Source organism: Methylobacterium sp. E-041 (assembly GCF_022829665.1).
Classification (GTDB): domain Bacteria; phylum Pseudomonadota; class Alphaproteobacteria; order Rhizobiales; family Beijerinckiaceae; genus Methylobacterium.
The window spans coordinates 28,801-43,953 of the sequence record NZ_JAKSYQ010000228.1; the positions used below are offsets into that span (position 1 = coordinate 28,801).

Annotated in this window: 16 protein-coding genes; 7 read left to right on the forward strand and 9 right to left on the reverse strand. The window is 71.9% G+C overall.

The annotated features are described in order from the left end of the window. The first annotated feature begins 73 nt into the window (after window positions 1–73). Window positions 74–1,816, forward strand: a complete 1,743-nt coding sequence (locus tag MKK70_RS20660; protein ID WP_409568304.1) for a pyrroloquinoline quinone-dependent dehydrogenase — start codon at window positions 74–76, stop codon at window positions 1,814–1,816. A gap of 10 nt (window positions 1,817–1,826) precedes the next feature. On the opposite strand, the gene MKK70_RS20665 is transcribed toward MKK70_RS20660, so the two are convergent. The 5 genes from MKK70_RS20665 to MKK70_RS20685 form a co-directional block, all read right to left on the reverse strand. Next, window positions 1,827–2,087 carry a hypothetical protein gene (locus MKK70_RS20665; RefSeq protein WP_147727069.1) on the reverse strand — a complete coding sequence of 87 codons (261 nt, stop codon included), beginning with the start codon at window positions 2,085–2,087 and terminating at the stop codon, window positions 1,827–1,829. A gap of 64 nt (window positions 2,088–2,151) precedes the next feature. Next, window positions 2,152–3,480: an O-antigen ligase family protein gene (locus tag MKK70_RS20670; protein ID WP_243949601.1), complete on the reverse strand. Its 1,329-nt coding sequence runs from the start codon at window positions 3,478–3,480 to the stop codon at window positions 2,152–2,154. 123 nt (window positions 3,481–3,603) lie between these two features. Then, a complete protein-coding gene (locus MKK70_RS20675) occupies window positions 3,604–4,509 on the reverse strand; it encodes an alpha/beta hydrolase (protein ID WP_243949602.1) in 906 nt (301 codons plus the stop codon). An 85-nt stretch (window positions 4,510–4,594) separates the two neighbouring features. Then, the gene (locus tag MKK70_RS20680; protein WP_409568308.1) at window positions 4,595–5,608 is read right to left on the reverse strand and encodes a transglycosylase SLT domain-containing protein; all 1,014 of its coding nucleotides are present in this window, start codon (window positions 5,606–5,608) and stop codon (window positions 4,595–4,597) included. A gap of 379 nt (window positions 5,609–5,987) precedes the next feature. Continuing rightward, window positions 5,988–7,346, reverse strand: a complete 1,359-nt coding sequence (locus MKK70_RS20685) for a CoA transferase (RefSeq protein WP_243949603.1) — start codon at window positions 7,344–7,346, stop codon at window positions 5,988–5,990. A gap of 88 nt (window positions 7,347–7,434) precedes the next feature. Between MKK70_RS20685 and MKK70_RS20690 the strand changes: the two genes are divergently transcribed. From MKK70_RS20690 to MKK70_RS20700, 3 genes are read left to right on the forward strand one after another with little or no spacing between them, the layout of a single operon-like run. Further along, window positions 7,435–9,057 (forward strand): ABC transporter ATP-binding protein, encoded by a 1,623-nt coding sequence (locus tag MKK70_RS20690; protein WP_243949604.1) that lies wholly within the window; start codon window positions 7,435–7,437, stop codon window positions 9,055–9,057. A 4-nt stretch (window positions 9,058–9,061) separates the two neighbouring features. Then, window positions 9,062–10,279: a phosphopentomutase gene (locus tag MKK70_RS20695; RefSeq protein ID WP_243935405.1), complete on the forward strand. Its 1,218-nt coding sequence runs from the start codon at window positions 9,062–9,064 to the stop codon at window positions 10,277–10,279. A gap of 11 nt (window positions 10,280–10,290) precedes the next feature. Then, entirely contained in the window at window positions 10,291–10,479 is a 189-nt protein-coding gene (locus MKK70_RS20700; protein ID WP_147842954.1) for a DUF1192 domain-containing protein, read from the forward strand. A 10-nt stretch (window positions 10,480–10,489) separates the two neighbouring features. On the opposite strand, the gene MKK70_RS20705 is transcribed toward MKK70_RS20700, so the two are convergent. The 4 genes from MKK70_RS20705 to MKK70_RS20720 form a co-directional block, all read right to left on the reverse strand. After that, the gene (locus MKK70_RS20705; protein WP_243949605.1) at window positions 10,490–11,209 is read right to left on the reverse strand and encodes a cytochrome c biogenesis CcdA family protein; all 720 of its coding nucleotides are present in this window, start codon (window positions 11,207–11,209) and stop codon (window positions 10,490–10,492) included. 10 nt (window positions 11,210–11,219) lie between these two features. Further along, window positions 11,220–11,609: a thioredoxin family protein gene (locus MKK70_RS20710; protein WP_147727472.1), complete on the reverse strand. Its 390-nt coding sequence runs from the start codon at window positions 11,607–11,609 to the stop codon at window positions 11,220–11,222. A gap of 61 nt (window positions 11,610–11,670) precedes the next feature. Continuing rightward, the gene (locus tag MKK70_RS20715) at window positions 11,671–12,489 is read right to left on the reverse strand and encodes a quinoprotein dehydrogenase-associated SoxYZ-like carrier (RefSeq protein ID WP_243949606.1); all 819 of its coding nucleotides are present in this window, start codon (window positions 12,487–12,489) and stop codon (window positions 11,671–11,673) included. A gap of 146 nt (window positions 12,490–12,635) precedes the next feature. Further along, window positions 12,636–12,938 carry a hypothetical protein gene (locus MKK70_RS20720; protein ID WP_243949608.1) on the reverse strand — a complete coding sequence of 101 codons (303 nt, stop codon included), beginning with the start codon at window positions 12,936–12,938 and terminating at the stop codon, window positions 12,636–12,638. Window positions 12,939–13,185: 247 nt separating this feature from the next. Between MKK70_RS20720 and MKK70_RS20725 the strand changes: the two genes are divergently transcribed. From MKK70_RS20725 to upp, 3 genes are all read left to right on the forward strand, one after another. Then, on the forward strand, window positions 13,186–13,812 hold the full coding sequence (locus MKK70_RS20725; protein ID WP_147842951.1) for a TetR/AcrR family transcriptional regulator: 627 nt from the start codon (window positions 13,186–13,188) through the stop codon (window positions 13,810–13,812). An 83-nt stretch (window positions 13,813–13,895) separates the two neighbouring features. Further along, entirely contained in the window at window positions 13,896–14,366 is a 471-nt protein-coding gene (locus tag MKK70_RS20730; RefSeq protein WP_147842950.1) for a DUF2852 domain-containing protein, read from the forward strand. A 125-nt stretch (window positions 14,367–14,491) separates the two neighbouring features. Beyond that, complete coding sequence (gene upp / locus MKK70_RS20735) at window positions 14,492–15,127, forward strand: uracil phosphoribosyltransferase (RefSeq protein WP_147727477.1); 636 nt, start codon at window positions 14,492–14,494, stop codon at window positions 15,125–15,127. Window positions 15,128–15,153: the final 26 nt, after the last annotated feature.

The following is a 15,153-nucleotide window of genomic DNA, read 5'->3' on the forward strand; positions in this document are numbered from 1 at the left end:
CTCGGCCCTGCGCGCCGAGCGGGAGGAAGCCGGCGTGCCGCGTTCATCGAGGACGACATCGACCGTTGCCGCCGTGGCGCTCCTTGCGCTCGCCCTGCCGGCGCGGGCCGCCGAGCCCGCCGGCGAGTGGCGGACCTTCGGGCACGACCATTCCAACCGGAATTTCTCCGATCTCTCGGCGATCGACCGGAGCAACGTCGGGCGGCTCCGGCCGGCCTGGATGTTCCAGACCGGGGTGACCGGCTACTTCCAGGCCCAGCCGGTGATGGTCGACGGCGCGCTCTACCTCTCGACCACGCAGAACAACGTCGCGGCGCTCGACGCGAAGTCCGGCCGGGTGCTGTGGACCTACACCCACAAGCCGCGCACCGAGAAGATCTTCGGGCCGCCCTCGAACCGCGGCGTCGCCGTCTCCGGCGGCCTCGTGTTCCAGGCGACGATGGACGGGCGGGTGATCGCGCTCGACGCCAAGTCCGGAAAGGTCGTGTGGGACCACGAGGCGGTGCGCCCGGAGGAAGGCGAGTCCGAGACCGCATCGGGGCTGACGGCGCAGCTCGGCGGCAAGCCGGTGCAAGGCTCGAGCCGCCTCGGCTTCAAGATGCCGCCGCTCGTCGCCGACGGTCTCGTCATCGTCGGGGTGAGCGGCGCCGGCTACGGGCTCCATGTCGAGGACGAGAAGGGCGGCCTCGACGGCGGCTCGGTCGTCGGGATCGAGGGCGGCTACGGGCGCCGCGGGTGGCTCGCCGCCTACGACGCGAAGACCGGCGAAGAGCGCTGGCGCTGGTACGTCACCAAGGCCGACGGCTGGGAGGGCGGATACGTCGAGACCACCGCCGACGGCGTCCCGCTGCATCGCGACGTCGCCGCCGAGAAGGCGGCAGCGCCGGCCAACCGAGAGGCATGGCGGGTCGGCGGCGGATCGCTCTGGATGACCCCGGCCTTCGACCCGGATCTCGGCCTGATCTACCTCGGCACCGGCAACCCGGCGCCGCAGAATTTCGGGCTCTCGCGGCCGGGCGACAACCTCTACACGATGAGCCTCGTGGCGCTCGACGCGAAAACCGGCGCGCTGCGCTGGTACTATCAGCAGGTGCCGCACGACGAGTGGGGCTACGACGTGGCGAGCCCGCCGTTCCTGCTCGACCTGAACGGGAAGGACGGCCCGGTGCAGGCGGTCGCCTCCGCCAGCAAGACCGGCTGGATCTACGTCCACGACCGCGCCACGGGCCGGCTGATCGAGCGCTCGGCCCCGCTGATCGCGCAGAAGAACCTGTTCGCTCCCCCGACCGCGGAAGGCACCGTGGTCGCGCCGGGACCCCTCGGCGCCGTGTCCTGGCCGCCGACGGCCTACGATGCCGCAAGCGGCCTCGCCTTCGCACAGGTCCGCCACGGGGCGACCACCTACACCGTCAAGACCGTGCCCGGCGGCCCCGGACGGCCGGAGATCCGCTACACCGAGACCGGCGAGGCGAAGGGCGAGCCGAGCTTCAGCACGCTCACGGCGGTCGACCTCGCCAAGGGCGGCACGATCGCCTGGTCGGTGAGGTCCGAGAGCCGGCTTGCCGGCGGCACGCTGGCGACGGCGGGCGGCCTGGTCTTCTCCGGCGAGGAGGACGGCCATCTCGACGCGCACGATGCCGGCACCGGCGAGATCCTGTGGCGGTTCCAGTGCGGCGCCGGCATCAGCGGCCCGGCGATTACCTACAGCCTCGACGGGAAGCAGTACGTCGCGGTGGCGGCCGGCGGCTCGTCCTTCACCAAGGCTTCCGGCTTCGGCACCGGCGACGCGCTGGTGGTGTTCGCGCTGCCGGACTGAGCGTGATCGCTCAGCCCTTCGGCCGCGCCTGCAGGATCGCCGCGCGGACGAACGGGCGCTTCAGCGCGATGCCGACATCCTCGCGCTCCATGAAGACCCGTGCGCCCTGGTGGTTGCGCACCGCCTTCATCAGGTTCAGCCGATAGCCCTGCCGGAACACGAAGATCGGCGGCAGCGGGTCGGCGAGGTAGGCGGCCACCGCGGCGTCGACCTCCTCCTCGGCGATGTGGTGGGCGTTGCAGAGGTCGCCGACGGTCTGGAAATCGATCATCCCATCGACATAGGGCGTCGCGCCCCGCCTGTCCCGGGCCGCGACCGCCGCCGTCGCGTTCGGGTCAGGCGACCGGGCGGTAGGCGGTGCGCAGGCGCAGGCCGAACACCGCGAGCATGGTCATGCCGCACAGGACGGTGTTGGCGTTCAGCAGCACGTTCTCGAACGAGGCCGAGATCACCGCCAGCATCCAGATGCGCAGGAAGAACAGCGTCTGAGCGTCGAGCAGCCGCCCGGCGCTGGCCCGCTGCAGGTCGCGGATCGGGGCCACGACGAGAGCGTTCAGGAGCAGCAGCGCGCCGGGCAAGCCCATGATCAGTGCGGCGTCGAGGAAGGAGTTGTGCGCCTGCGTCGCGGTCTGCACCCAGTCCGAGCCCGGGTCGGCGCCGCCGCCGTAGACGGTGCGGTCGGTCAGCCAGAAGGCGCCGTAGCCCCAGCCGCGGATCGGGTGCACGACGACGTGCTCGATCGCGAAGGCCCAGATCTCGTTGCGCGCAGTGAAGGTCGCGTCGGGAATGATCGCGTCCAGCACCGTTCGGATCGGCGGCAGCAGCACCGAACCGATGGTCGCGACGATCAGCAGCGCCACCGGGCCGACCAGCAGCAGCCCGCGCATCGTCCCCCCGCGCAGACGGCTGCACAGGACCGAGACCAGCAGGACGAGGGGCAGCACGGCCAGCGGCGTCTTCGAGCCGGCGAAGACCATGAAGACCAGCGCCCCCGCCGTGATGGTCCAGCCCAGGCCCCGGTGCAGCACGGCGGCGACGTAGAGGCCGCAGACCGCGATCATCGACATCGCCGAGCCGGCCTCGTTCTTGTGGGTGAAGATCCCGCGCCACAGGCCGATGTGGTTGTACTCGCCGGTGACGTCGAAGGCCGAGTGGATGGTGAGGTTGGGGACGAGCGCGACGCCGAGATAGCTCGCGGCCAGCACGATGCCGGCGGCGAGCGCCAGCGCGGTGGCGAACTGGCGCCCGTTGCGCGCGACCACGAGAACGCCGGCGGCGAGCAGCGCGACGATGCCGAACAGCACGATCCGGCGGATCGACAGCATCGGGTCGGTGGAGAGGAGGGTGGTGATGCCGAGCCAGCCGCCGAGCAGCAGGAGCGGCCAGGAGGCGAGGGGGCGCAGCCTGGCGAAGCCGAGCCGCCCGAGCACCATCAGCATCGCCGTGCCGAGGATGACGAACAGCGCCTGGGTGAAGAGGCTGCCGGTTTCCGGGTCGCTCAGGAGGCTGCGGTTGGCGAGGTCGCTGAACCAGAGATGGTTCCAGAGCAGGATCAGCACGACGGTGACGAACGGCAGGCGGACGGCGTCCGGGATGTCGCGTCCCGGCAGCGATCGCGACCGCCTGACGGCCGCCTCAGCCCTGATGCCGTGCGCCGCTGACACGAACCCGCCCTCACCGGCCATCCGCGGTCTGGAACTGCGCACCATCATAGTCCGGACGGAACACGCCGTCGCCCCGAACCTGCCCGCGGTCTCATCCGATCGCGGGTAACCTTGACGGAGCGATCAGCGCCGCCCGATCGTCATCGATTGCCGGCTCGCCGCCTGCGTCCGGAGGAAGGCCGCCATCTCGGCGAGCTCCGGCGCCTTCGAGCGGAAGGTGACGGAGAGCGCGAGCAGGGTGTCGGCGTGGTCGAGCCCGGAATAGATCCGCTCCTGCACCGGCACGCGGGCGTTGCGCAGCGTCTCGGCGAGGCTCTGGGTGTTGCGCGGGCGGACGATCGTGTCGTCGGCGCCGGTCGCGAGGAAGGCCGGCGGCGCGCTCGGGCCGGCGAAGGTCACCGGCTGAGTTGCGCGCGGGTCCGGCGCCTGGCCGAACACCTTGCGCGAGGTGTCCTGGTCGAACGGCAGGAAGTCGTAGGGGCCGGACAGGCCGGCGACCGCACGGATCACCTTCGGGTCGACCCCGGCCGCCTTGAGGTAGCGGGTGTCGAGGCCGAGCATCACCGCGTTGTAGGCACCGGCCGAGTGCCCGGCGAGCACGATGCGGCGCGGGTCGCCGCCATAGGTTGCGATGTTGTCGCGGACCCAGGCGACGGCGGCTGCGCCGTCCTCGAGGAAGCCGGGGAAGGGCGCCTCGGGATAGAGCCGGTAGTCCGGCAGCACGGTGACGAAGCCCTGCGCGGCGAGCGCCTGTCCGACGAAGGCGTAATCCGCCTTCGAGCCGTTCTGCCAGGAGCCGCCGTAGAAGAACACCAGCACCGGCGCGTTTTCGGGCGCGTTCACGGGCGCGTAGACGTCGAGGCGACGCCGCGGGCCCTCGCCGAACGGCTCGTCCCGCAGCACCTGCCGGCCGCCGGAATCCCGCGGGCCGATCGCATCGAACAGGGCGAGCGGCGAGCAGGCGGCGATGCCGATTGCGGCGAGCGCGAGGCATGCCAGGCTGGCGAGAGCCGTGAGGATTCGTGTCATTCGATGTCCGATTGGGCCGCGAAGGCCAGATGCATGCGGCTCGGGGCGGATTCATGACCGGATCGCGCCGAACTCCGTCGACGCGTCAGGTGCGCAGCACGATGCAGGCGCCGCCGACGCTGCGGATCCGGCCGCACAGCCCGTCGGCCGCCTGCCGGCTCTCGGCCGGGATGCGGATGCGGTAGAACGCGCGGGTGCCGCGATTGCGCAGGCGCGTGCCGATGATCATCGGGCGGACCTCGCCGACCACCTTGGCGTACGTGGCGCGCGCCCGGGAGAAGGTCGCCAGCGCCAGCGATTTCGAGAAGTTGCCGGCGAGCTGGATGCCCCACGGCGCGGCCGGCCCTTCGTTGGCGCCGATGGCGAAGCGGTCGCCGCGCGACGGGATGCGCAAGGCGGCCGTGACCTGAAGGCAGGTCTGCGCCGGCTCGGGTGCGGTCTCGGCCTTCGCCGACGCGGGCACCCGGGCGTCCGCGGGCTTCGTCCCGCCGGGTTTGGCCTCGCCCGGCTTGGTCTCGGCGCTCTTGGCCTCAGCGCTCTTGGCGTCAGTGCTCTTGGCCTCGCCCCCTTCCGGCGGCCCCATCTCGATCCGGGATGCGCCGCCGCGCCAGTCCTCGGCGGGCGCGCCGGTGATCGCGAGCACGTAGGCGCGGGTCTCGGCGGGCAGGCCGCCGCTGCCGGCAAGCCAGCTCGTCACCCGGCCCGGGCCGCCGTTGTAGGCGGCCGCCGCCAGGCCGAGATTGCCGAACTGCCGCTTCAGGTCGGCCAGCAGGTGGGCGGCATGCGGGATCGCCTGCTCGGGGTCGAACGGATCGGCCAGCCCGCGCTCGCGCGCCGTGCCGGGCATGAACTGGGCGACGCCCTGCGCCCCGACCGGGCTGACCACGCCGACGCGGAACGCGCTCTCGCGCCAGATCAATCGCGTCAGGAACGGCACCGGCAGCCCGCGCGCCCGCGCCGATCCCTCGATCAGTCGGCACAACGCCTGCTCGACGGTCTCGGTGGCGCCGTCGGAGGGGACGGCGTGTGCGGGCGTGGCGAGGAGGAGGGTGGTCGCCAGGAGGGCGAAGGCGGCGCGATGCCGAGGGGATTTGAGCAGCCCTCCGGCGATGCGAGCCCATGCGTTGCACCAGGCATAATCAAGAATGCTGGTGTGATACCGCTCCGAACACGCGCGTTTCCCTCCCCCCTCTGCGGGGGAGGGTGGGCCTCGCGTCAGCGAGGGTCGGGAGAGGGGAGCGACAGTGCCGGATGCGGCGCTCCCCTCTCCCGACCCGCTGCGCGGGCCACCCTCCCCCGCAGAGGGGGGAGGGAAGGGTGCTGAACGAGGGGCTATCTGGAAACACCTCACGCCACGAATGGGAACGGTCATGCCTCGCGATCGTGCCCCTTGCGGTCGCGGGCGCCGTGCGCCGCAAGACCGATCCATCCCACGTGCACCGTTCTAGCGCCCTGCAACCGGCGATCAATCCGCCGCGTCACGTCCAGGCGGGGCGGTCGGTGCCGAGGCGGCGCGCGGGGAGGGACCATCGGACCGGCGCGCCGGCGACCGCCAGGGGCGGGCGCAGGCGATGGGCCGGGCCCCACGGCGTCGCCTCGACGCCGGCATCGAAGTCGTCGTCGGCTTCCGGCGCGAACGCCTCCATCGAGCCCGTCCGCTCGGCGTCGAGGAGCAGCCGCGCCGTCCGGGCCAGCGAAAGGCGCGCCGCGCCGGCACGCCCGTCGCGCAAACGTCGCTCAAGGAGGCGGATCGCGGCGGCGGCCAGAAGGTAGCCGGTGGCGTGGTCGAGGGCCTGGACGGGCAGCGGCACCGGCCGGTCGGCGTTCCGCCACGCCTGCCCGGCCTCGGCGATGCCGCAGCTCATCTGCACCAGGCTGTCGAAGCCGCGGCGTCCGGCACAAGGGCCGGTCCAGCCGTAGGCGTCGAGGCTGACGTCGATCAGCCCGGGCGACAGGGCACGCCGTGCCGCGGCGCCGTAGCCGAGGCGGTCGAGCGCTTCGGGCCGGTAGCCGTGCACGAGGATGTCGGCGCCGGTGAGCAGCGCCTCGAACCGGTTGCGGTCGGCCTCGCGGCGAAGGTCGAGCCGGGCGCATCGCTTGCCCAGCGTCATATGGACTTCGACGCCGGGCTCGTTCCAGCCCGGCGGGTCGATCCGCAGGACCTCGGCGCCGAAGCCGGCCAGGAACCGGGTCGCCACCGGCCCGGCGAGCACCCGCGTCAGATCGAGGACGCGCAGGCCCGCGAGCGGCCGCGCGGGTTCGGGCTTCCAACTGGAGCGGGCCGCCGCGCCGGGATCGAAGGCGACGAGCGGCTCGGCCGCGACCGCCGCCCCCTGCGGATGCGCATCCCAAACCTCGACCGAGCGCATCTCGGCCGCGCAGCCGCCCTCCGCCACGATCGCCGCCTCCAGATCGGATTTGTCCCAGCCGGCGACGGCGGCCGCCATGCCCGCGCGGTCGGCTTGCGCGCCGAGCACGCGCTCGGCCGCCGCGCGGTGATGCGGCGCGTTGGTGTGGAGCCGGATCCAGCCGTCGCGGGTGCGGTAGTCGCCCGCCACCGGGTCCCACAGGTCCGGCAGCGCCCATCCGATCGGGCGGAGCGAGGTGCGGAACCACAGCGAGGCGAGGCGGCGGTCGACCGAGACGGCCGGCGTCGCGCCGACGGTGCCGACGAGGTCGGCGATCGCCAGCCCCGCCGCGGCGACGGAGCCGGCGGCGAGGTCGGTGACCGGAAAGGCCGAAGGCAGGGTCCCCGTCCCGGTGATCGTCAACGCCTCGGTGCCCGGCGCGCTGCCCAGCGCCGCACGGATCGTCGCCGCGAAGGTCTCTGCCGACATGCCGCCCCCCTGTTGGCCCCCGGGTGGTTCGCCGTCGGGCCGCCGCCGCGCTATAGAGACCGCACCTGCCCCGGAACGAACGCGATTGATGCCCGAGCCGCTGCTTTCCGTCGAGGATCTCTCGGTCGCCTTCCGATCGCGCGAAGGCGAGAGCCGCGCCGTCGATGGCGTGTCGTTCACGATCCTGCCGGGCGAGACCGTGGCGCTGGTCGGCGAGTCGGGATCGGGCAAGTCGGTCACCGCGCTCTCGATCCTGCGGCTCCTCGACGGCGCCGCCCACCATCCGGGCGGGCGGATCGTGTTCAAGGGGCGCGACCTGCTCGCCCTGCCGGAGCGCGCGATGCGCAAGGTCCGCGGCGCCGACATCACCATGGTGTTCCAGGAGCCGATGACCTCGCTGAACCCGCTCCACACCATCGAGCGGCAGATCGGCGAGGTTCTGGGATTGCACCGCGGCCTGTCCGGCAAGGCGGCGCGGGCGCGCATCCTCGAATTGCTGGAGCTGGTCGGCCTGCGCGATGCCGCGCGCCGCATGGGCGCCTATCCGCACGAATTGTCCGGCGGCCAGCGCCAGCGGGTGATGATCGCGATGGCGCTCGCCTGCGAGCCGGATCTGCTCGTCGCGGACGAGCCGACCACGGCGCTCGACGTGACGGTGCAGGCGCAGATCCTCTCGCTGCTGGCCGACCTGCAGAAGCGGCTCGGCATGGCGATGCTGTTCATCACCCACGACCTCGGCATCGTCGAGCGCATCGCCGCGCGGGTCTGCGTGATGCTGAACGGTCGGATCGTCGAGGCCGGCCCGGTCGCCGCGGTGTTCGCCGACCCGCAGCACGCGTACACGCAGCGCCTGATCGCCTCCGAGCCGAAGGGCCGGGGCAACCCGGTCGCGGCGGATGCCGAGGCGCTGGTCGAGGCCGGCCCGCTGAAGGTGTGGTTTCCGCTCAAGGAGGGCTGGCTCCGGCGCACCGCCGGCTACGTCAAGGCGGTCGACGGCGTCGCCCTGCGGGTCCGTGCCGGCGAGACCGTCGGCGTCGTCGGCGAATCCGGCTCGGGCAAGACCACGTTGGGCCTCGCGCTGCTACGGCTGACGGCGTCGGAGGGGCCGATCGTCTTCCTCGGGCGCGACATCGAGACCTACGGCGTCGCGGCGATGCGGCCCCTGCGCAAGGACATGCAGGTGGTCTTCCAGGACCCCTACGGCTCGCTCTCGCCGCGGATGTCGGTGGCCGACATCGTCGCCGAGGGGCTGGTGGTGCAGGGCGTGCCGAAGCGCGAGCATCGCGCCATCGTCGCGCAGGCGCTCACCAATGTCGGGCTCGATCCGGCGGCGATGGACCGCTACCCGCACGAGTTCTCCGGCGGCCAGCGCCAGCGCATCGCCATCGCCCGGGCGATGGTGCTCGACCCCCGCTTCGTCGTCCTCGACGAGCCGACCTCCGCGCTCGACCGCTCGGTGCAGTCGCAGATCGTGACCTTGCTGCGCGACCTGCAGCGCACTCGCGGCCTCGCCTACCTCTTCATCAGCCACGATCTCAAGGTGGTGCGCGCGCTCGCGAACTACGTGCTGGTGATGCAGAACGGCGTGGTGGTGGAAGAGGGACCGGCCGATGAGATCTTCTCCCGGCCGAAGACCGCGTACACCCGCACCCTGTTCTCGGCGGCCTTCGCGCTGAAGAGCGACACCGTCGCCGACGTCGAGCCGGTCTAGGACGATGGCGCGGGCACTGCTCATCGTCCTCGATTCCGTCGGCATCGGCGGCGCGCCGGACGCCGAACGCTACGGCGACGCCGGCTCCGATACGGTCGGCCACATCGCCGAGGCCTGCGCCGCGGGGCGGGGCGACCGCACCGGCCTACGTTCCGGCCCGTTGCGCCTGCCGCATCTGGCCGCCCTCGGCCTCGGCCTCGGCTGCGAGGCCGCCACGGGTCGGATGCCGCCGGGGCTCGCGCCGCCCGGCGCGCTCGCCGGCGCCTGGGGCCACGCCGTCGAGACCGCGGCCGGCAAGGACACGCCGTCCGGGCATTGGGAGATCGCCGGCCTCGCCATGCGCGAACCGTGGGGATACTTCCCGGATACGCGGCCGGCCTTTCCCGAGGCGCTGACGCGCGACCTGATCCGGCTCGGGGACCTGCCGGGCATCCTCGGCGACCGCCACGCCTCCGGCATCGCGATCATCGATGCGCTCGGCGCCGAGCACGTCCGGACCGGCAGGCCGATCTGCTACACGTCCGCCGACAGCGTCTTCCAGATCGCGGCCCACGAGGACGCCTTCGGCCTGGAGCGCCTCTACGACCTGTGCCGGATCGCGCGCGAGCTCTGCGACGCCTACCGGATCGGCCGGGTGATCGCCCGGCCCTTCGCCGGGACGGCAGAGGCAGGCTTTCGCCGGACGAGCCACCGCCGCGACTTCTCCGTCGCGCCGCCGGCCGACACCCTGCTCGACCGCCTCCAGGCCGCGGGCCGCGACGTGGTCAGCGTCGGCAAGATCGGCGACATCTTCGCCCACCGGGCCACCGGCCGCGAGATCAAGCCGGGCGCCAACATGGCGTGCCTCGACGCCGCGCTCGATGCGCTCGGAAGCCTCTCCGAGGGCGGGCTGGTCTTCGCCAACCTCGTCGACTTCGACAGCGAGCACGGCCACCGCCGCGACGTGCCGGGCTACGCCGCCGAGCTGGAAGCGTTCGACGCCCGCGTTCCCGACATCCTGGCGACGCTTCGCCCGGGCGACCTCTGCCTCGTCACCGCCGACCACGGCAACGACCCGACCTGGCACGGCACCGAGCATACCCGCGAGCAGGTGCCGGTCCTGGCCTTCGGGCCGGGGATCGCGCCGGGCCCGCTCGGGCGGCGCGCGACGTTCTCCGACATCGGCGCCACCGTCGCCCGCCATCTCGGCCTGCCGCCCGGCGTCGGGACGCCGGCCTTGTGAGGAGTTTTGCGATGCGGGACGACGACGAGCGGGTAAAGCGCCCGGTCCACCACGAGATCGGGCAGGGGCTCGACACCCTGTCGGTGGACGAGATCGATCACCGGATCGCGCTGCTGCAGGACGAGATCCGGCGGCTCGAGGCGGCCCGGACGGCCAAGCAGGCGGCGCTCGGCGCGGCGGACGCGTTCTTCAAGCGCTGAGGCGGCGCGTTCAGTAGCGCGTCGTGAGCGCGTTCAGCCAATCCGGCGAGGCGTCGACCAGCACCGCCTCGATCCGCTTGTCGGCGCCGAGCACGATCACCAGCCCGGTGGCGACGAGGATGAGACCGAGCGCCGCCTTCATTCCCTTGCCGGCCCGCATCAGCCGGTCGCGCCAGCGCATCAGGACGGATCGCGAGAGGGCGCCGAGGATCAGGAGCGGCAGGGCCGCGCCGATGCCGAAGACCAGCATCGTCAGGCCCACCGCCCCGAGGTCGCGTCCCTGCGCGGCCAGGATCGAGGCGGCGCCGAGCGTTGGGCCGACGCAGGGGCTCCAGACGGCGCCGAGCAGCAGCCCGACGCCGAACTGGCCCCACAGGCCGGTGGCGGAGAACCCGCCGAAGCGCGCCTCGGTCCAGTTCGCGACCGGCCCGGCGGCGACCGCGAGGCGCGTCTGCGCCGACGGCACCAGCAGGACGATCCCGACGAGGATCAGCAGGATCGCGGCGACGCGGCGGAACACGTCGTCGTCGAGCCCGAGACCGAAGCCGATCGTGGCGACGAACAGGCCGATCGCCACGAACGACAGGGCCAGCCCGCCCGCCAGCGCCGCCGGCCCGTAGCGATGCTCGGACGCCGCCGCCCCGAGCACCAGCGGCAGCAGCGGCAGCACGCAGGGCGAGAGCGTCGAGAGCAGTCCGGCGAGCAGCGCGAGGCCGAGGCTGACGAGCATCGCGTTCGGCCTAGAGGGTCTTCTCGACCAGCCCCTCGATCCATTCGGGCTGCGTCTCGCCGACCGAGCGGCCGGTCTCGACGGCGCCCTTGTAGGCGATCAGCGTGCTCTGCATGCGGACGTCGAGCTTGCGCAGCAGGTCCTTCTGGCTGTCGAAGTCGATGTCGAAGATCTGCAGGTCCTTGAAGCGCGGGTCAGCGCTGAGCTTGGCCAGGATCGGCTTCTGCGTCTTGCAGATCGGGCACCACGGCGCGCTGACCTCGACGAGGATCGGCTTGCCGGCCTTCTGCGCGGCGTCGAACGCCTCCTGCGAATAGGGCTTCATCTCCCCGGCCTGCGCCTGGGCGAAGGCCAGCGGCGCGAGGGCGAGGAGGGCGATGAGCGTACGGCGGCGTGTCATGAGCGTCGGATCCCCGGTTGGCGAAAGCCCGGCCCGCTCGGGCCGGGCGCGTCGTCGTCGATCAGTTGCTGACGGCCGGCACCGGGAAGGTGTGGTCGAACGTGCCGCCCTGGCTGTCGGTGGCCGCGACCGTGATCGGCGCGCTGCCCTCGGGGCGCATCTCGAAGCCGATCACCGGGTTCGACGAGATCGAGATGTCGCCTTCCAGCGTGAAGACGTTGCGCGCGCCCTGGCTGACGCTGATCCGGTCGAGGTAGCGGGCGGGCGTGTACTCGCGCGAAACCTGGTTCATCTGCATGCCGGAAAAGTTCGGGTGGCGGATCATCAGCGTCGCCGGCATCGCCTTGTCCGCGGTGAGGTCTGAGAACTTCATCCGCATGTCGCCCATGCCCTTCATCGCGTCCGCGTCGGTCATCCCCATCGGCGCCGAGCAGCCGCCCGATGCCTTCACGAAGATCTCGGACGCGACGAGGCGCCCGTCCTTGGTCTCGGCCACGGCGTGGACGTTGGAATAGGTGTTGACCCGCACCCGCATCTTCAGCTGCGCCGGGTCGCCGGCCGGCCCGAAGTCGACATGGGCGGCGAGCGGTGCCGGGTTGTCGTCGATGATGAGGTACAGCCCCTTCACCTGGTCCTTGTCGGCGACGGTGAGCGTCACCGGGACCAGGGCGGCGTCCTCGGCGCGCACCGGCATGTCGATCGACACAAGCTTGCCGGGCTCGACCTTTCGGTCGCCGAACACCTGCTTCTGCAGCTCCTGCCAGCGTGCCGCGCGCTCGGCGTCGCCGTCGCCGGCCGCCGCGAAGGCGACGCCGGCCGAGGCCAGCACGGGCAACGCGACGGCGAGGCCGACGACGGTCTTTCGGATGATGTGGCGCATGGCGTTTCCTCGTAATCTCTTCGTTCGTTGCATCGGTGCTCTTGATGGCACCGCCGTCACGATAGACTTATAGAGGAGATTGCCGAATTTCCCCGGTCAAAACATAGTGCGCCGCGCGTCGTGCCGAGCCGCCGGCACGGTTGCGCCTAAGATGCGTTCGGCTTGCGGAGCACCCGCTCGTCCGCGACGAGCCGCTCGAGCTCGGCCTCGCCGACCGCATCCATCGGCGCGCGGATGCGGATCGCCCGCGTCGGCTCGCCGGCGCGCATCACCAGCACCACGGTCTCGATGTCCGGGCAGCCGGGGTCGGCGCAGGCGATCTCGTTGACGGTGATCGCATCCTCCGCGCCGAGCCCGAGGGCATCCGAGCATGCGACCTTCAAAAGCTTGGCGCGCTGAGCCTGCTCGGCCGAGCGCGCCCGCCACGCCTTCAGGCTGACGAAGGCCATGCTCGCGATTCTCCGTTCCGCGCCGAGGGGTCGCACGGCATCCCGAGCCCTGCCGATCACCGGATGAAACACTGTTGCATCGGGCGTGGCTGTCAAGCCTCACGCCCGCGTCCATCGTCGACTGGTAGACGCAACGATGTCGGGGAAAGCCGGATTTCTGGTAGGCTCGCACGATCGCCGAAACAAACGCGACGCTCGCTCGTAAACGTCGCGCGCCCGCGTCCGGGGTGCAGGTGAGGAGTACCCGGTGCGACCCTGGCGAGACGGACCCGCTGATCGACGTGGCTACCACCACGGCAACCTGAAGGAGGCGCTGATCGAGGCCGCGCGCCGCTTCATCGCCGAACGCGGCATCGGCGGCTTCACCCTGGTCGACGCCGCCCGCCTCGTCGGCGTCACCCCGGCCGCGCTCTACCGGCATTTCCGCGGCCGCGAGGCGTTGCTCGAGGAACTCGCCGGGCGCGGCTTCGCGGATCTGGCCGAGCGGCTGGCGCGCGCGCTCACAGCCCGCGGCACCCCGCTGGAGCGCTTCACCCGGATGGGCGAGGCCTACCTCGCCTTCGCGGAGGAGGAGCCGGGCTACTACGCGGCGATCTTCGAGACCCGCGGCGTCCACGCCCCGAACGAGGCCGGGCCGCGCCCGAGCCCGTTCGACCTCCTGGTCGAGGCGTTGCAGGCGACCTTCCCCGACGGGTTCGGCGGCGTCGCCCCGCGCTTCATTGCGCTGGAGGTCTGGGCGCTTTCGCACGGGCTGGCGACCCTCGCGGCAGCGGGACACCTGCCGAAGGGGCCGGGCATTCCCGACAAGTACGAGCTTCTGCGCGCCGGCGTGCTCGCCCTCGTCCACGGCGCCGGGGCGGGCAAGCCGGTGTGATGCGCATCGCGCGTCGCACCCCTTGAAAGGCCTGCGGGCCGCCCGCATGTTAACGCTGTTCACATGAACAGCGGAGCCTTACCGTGAGCACTTCCACTTCCTCCCCCTGGGCGAGCGGCAAGGTCAGCCGCTGCGGCCCGTTTCCGCGCCGCTCGATCGAGATCGGCGCGATCGTCGTGAGCTTCATCTACTGGTGGCCCGTCGGCCTCGCCCTGGTGGCGTGGAAGATCGCCGGGTATCCGGCCCTCGGGGAACTGCGCGACTACGCCAAGCGCGGCGCCGCGGGCTGGGAGGGCGGCACCGCCCGTGCCTCGCGCTTCGCCCGCGCGTTCGAGGCCTCGAACCGCCGCGGAACCACCGGCAACTGGGCCTTCGAGGAGTATCGCAAGGCCGAGCTCGACCGGCTCGACGCCCAGCGCCGCGCCCTGCAGGAGGAGAGCCGCGCCTTCGCCGAGTTCGTCGAGGAGCTGAAGCGCGCCAAGGATCGCGACCAGTTCGACGCCTTCATGGCCAAGCGCCGCGCCGACGGGACCGACAAGTCCTTCACCGCCTGATCCCGACGCGCGACCGACGAGATCGAGGGCCTTCCGTGCGAGCGGAAGGCCCTTTTTCGTGGGGTTCGCGTTGCGCCCGGGATCGCCGTTCGGCAAAGCGGGAGGGCACGCGTCGGGAGGACAGGATGAGCCAGGCAACGGTCACGGTGGTCGACCACCCCCTCGTCCAGCACAAGCTGACGCTCCTGCGCGACAAGAACCGCTCGACGCAGGGTTTCCGCAACCTGCTCAACGAGATCGGGATGCTGCTCGCTTATGAAGTGACGCGCGACCTGCCGCTGGAGCCGGTGACGATCGAGACGCCGATCCAGACGATGGAGGGGCGCCAGATCCAGGGCAAGAAGCTGGTCCTCGCCCCGATCCTGCGGGCTGGCGTCGGCTTCCTCGACGGGATGCTGTCGCTGCTGCCCTCGGCTCGCGTCGCGCATGTCGGGCTCTACCGCGACCCGGAGACGCTCGAAGCGGTCGAGTACTACTTCAAGGCGCCGTCGGACCTCGCCGATCGCACGGTGCTGGTGCTCGACCCGATGCTCGCCACCGCGAATTCCGCCATCGCCGCGCTGACGCGGCTGAAGGCTCGCGGCGCGCAGGACCTGCGCTTCGTCTGCCTGCTCGCCGCGCCGGAGGGCGTCGCCCGGCTTCAGGCCGCTCACCCCGACGTGCCGATCTGGACCGCGGCGATCGACAGCCACCTCAACGACCACAGCTACATCGTGCCGGGCCTGGGCGATGCCGGCGACCGGATGTACGGCACCCGCTGAGACGCGCGGGCCGTGGACCCGGGCTT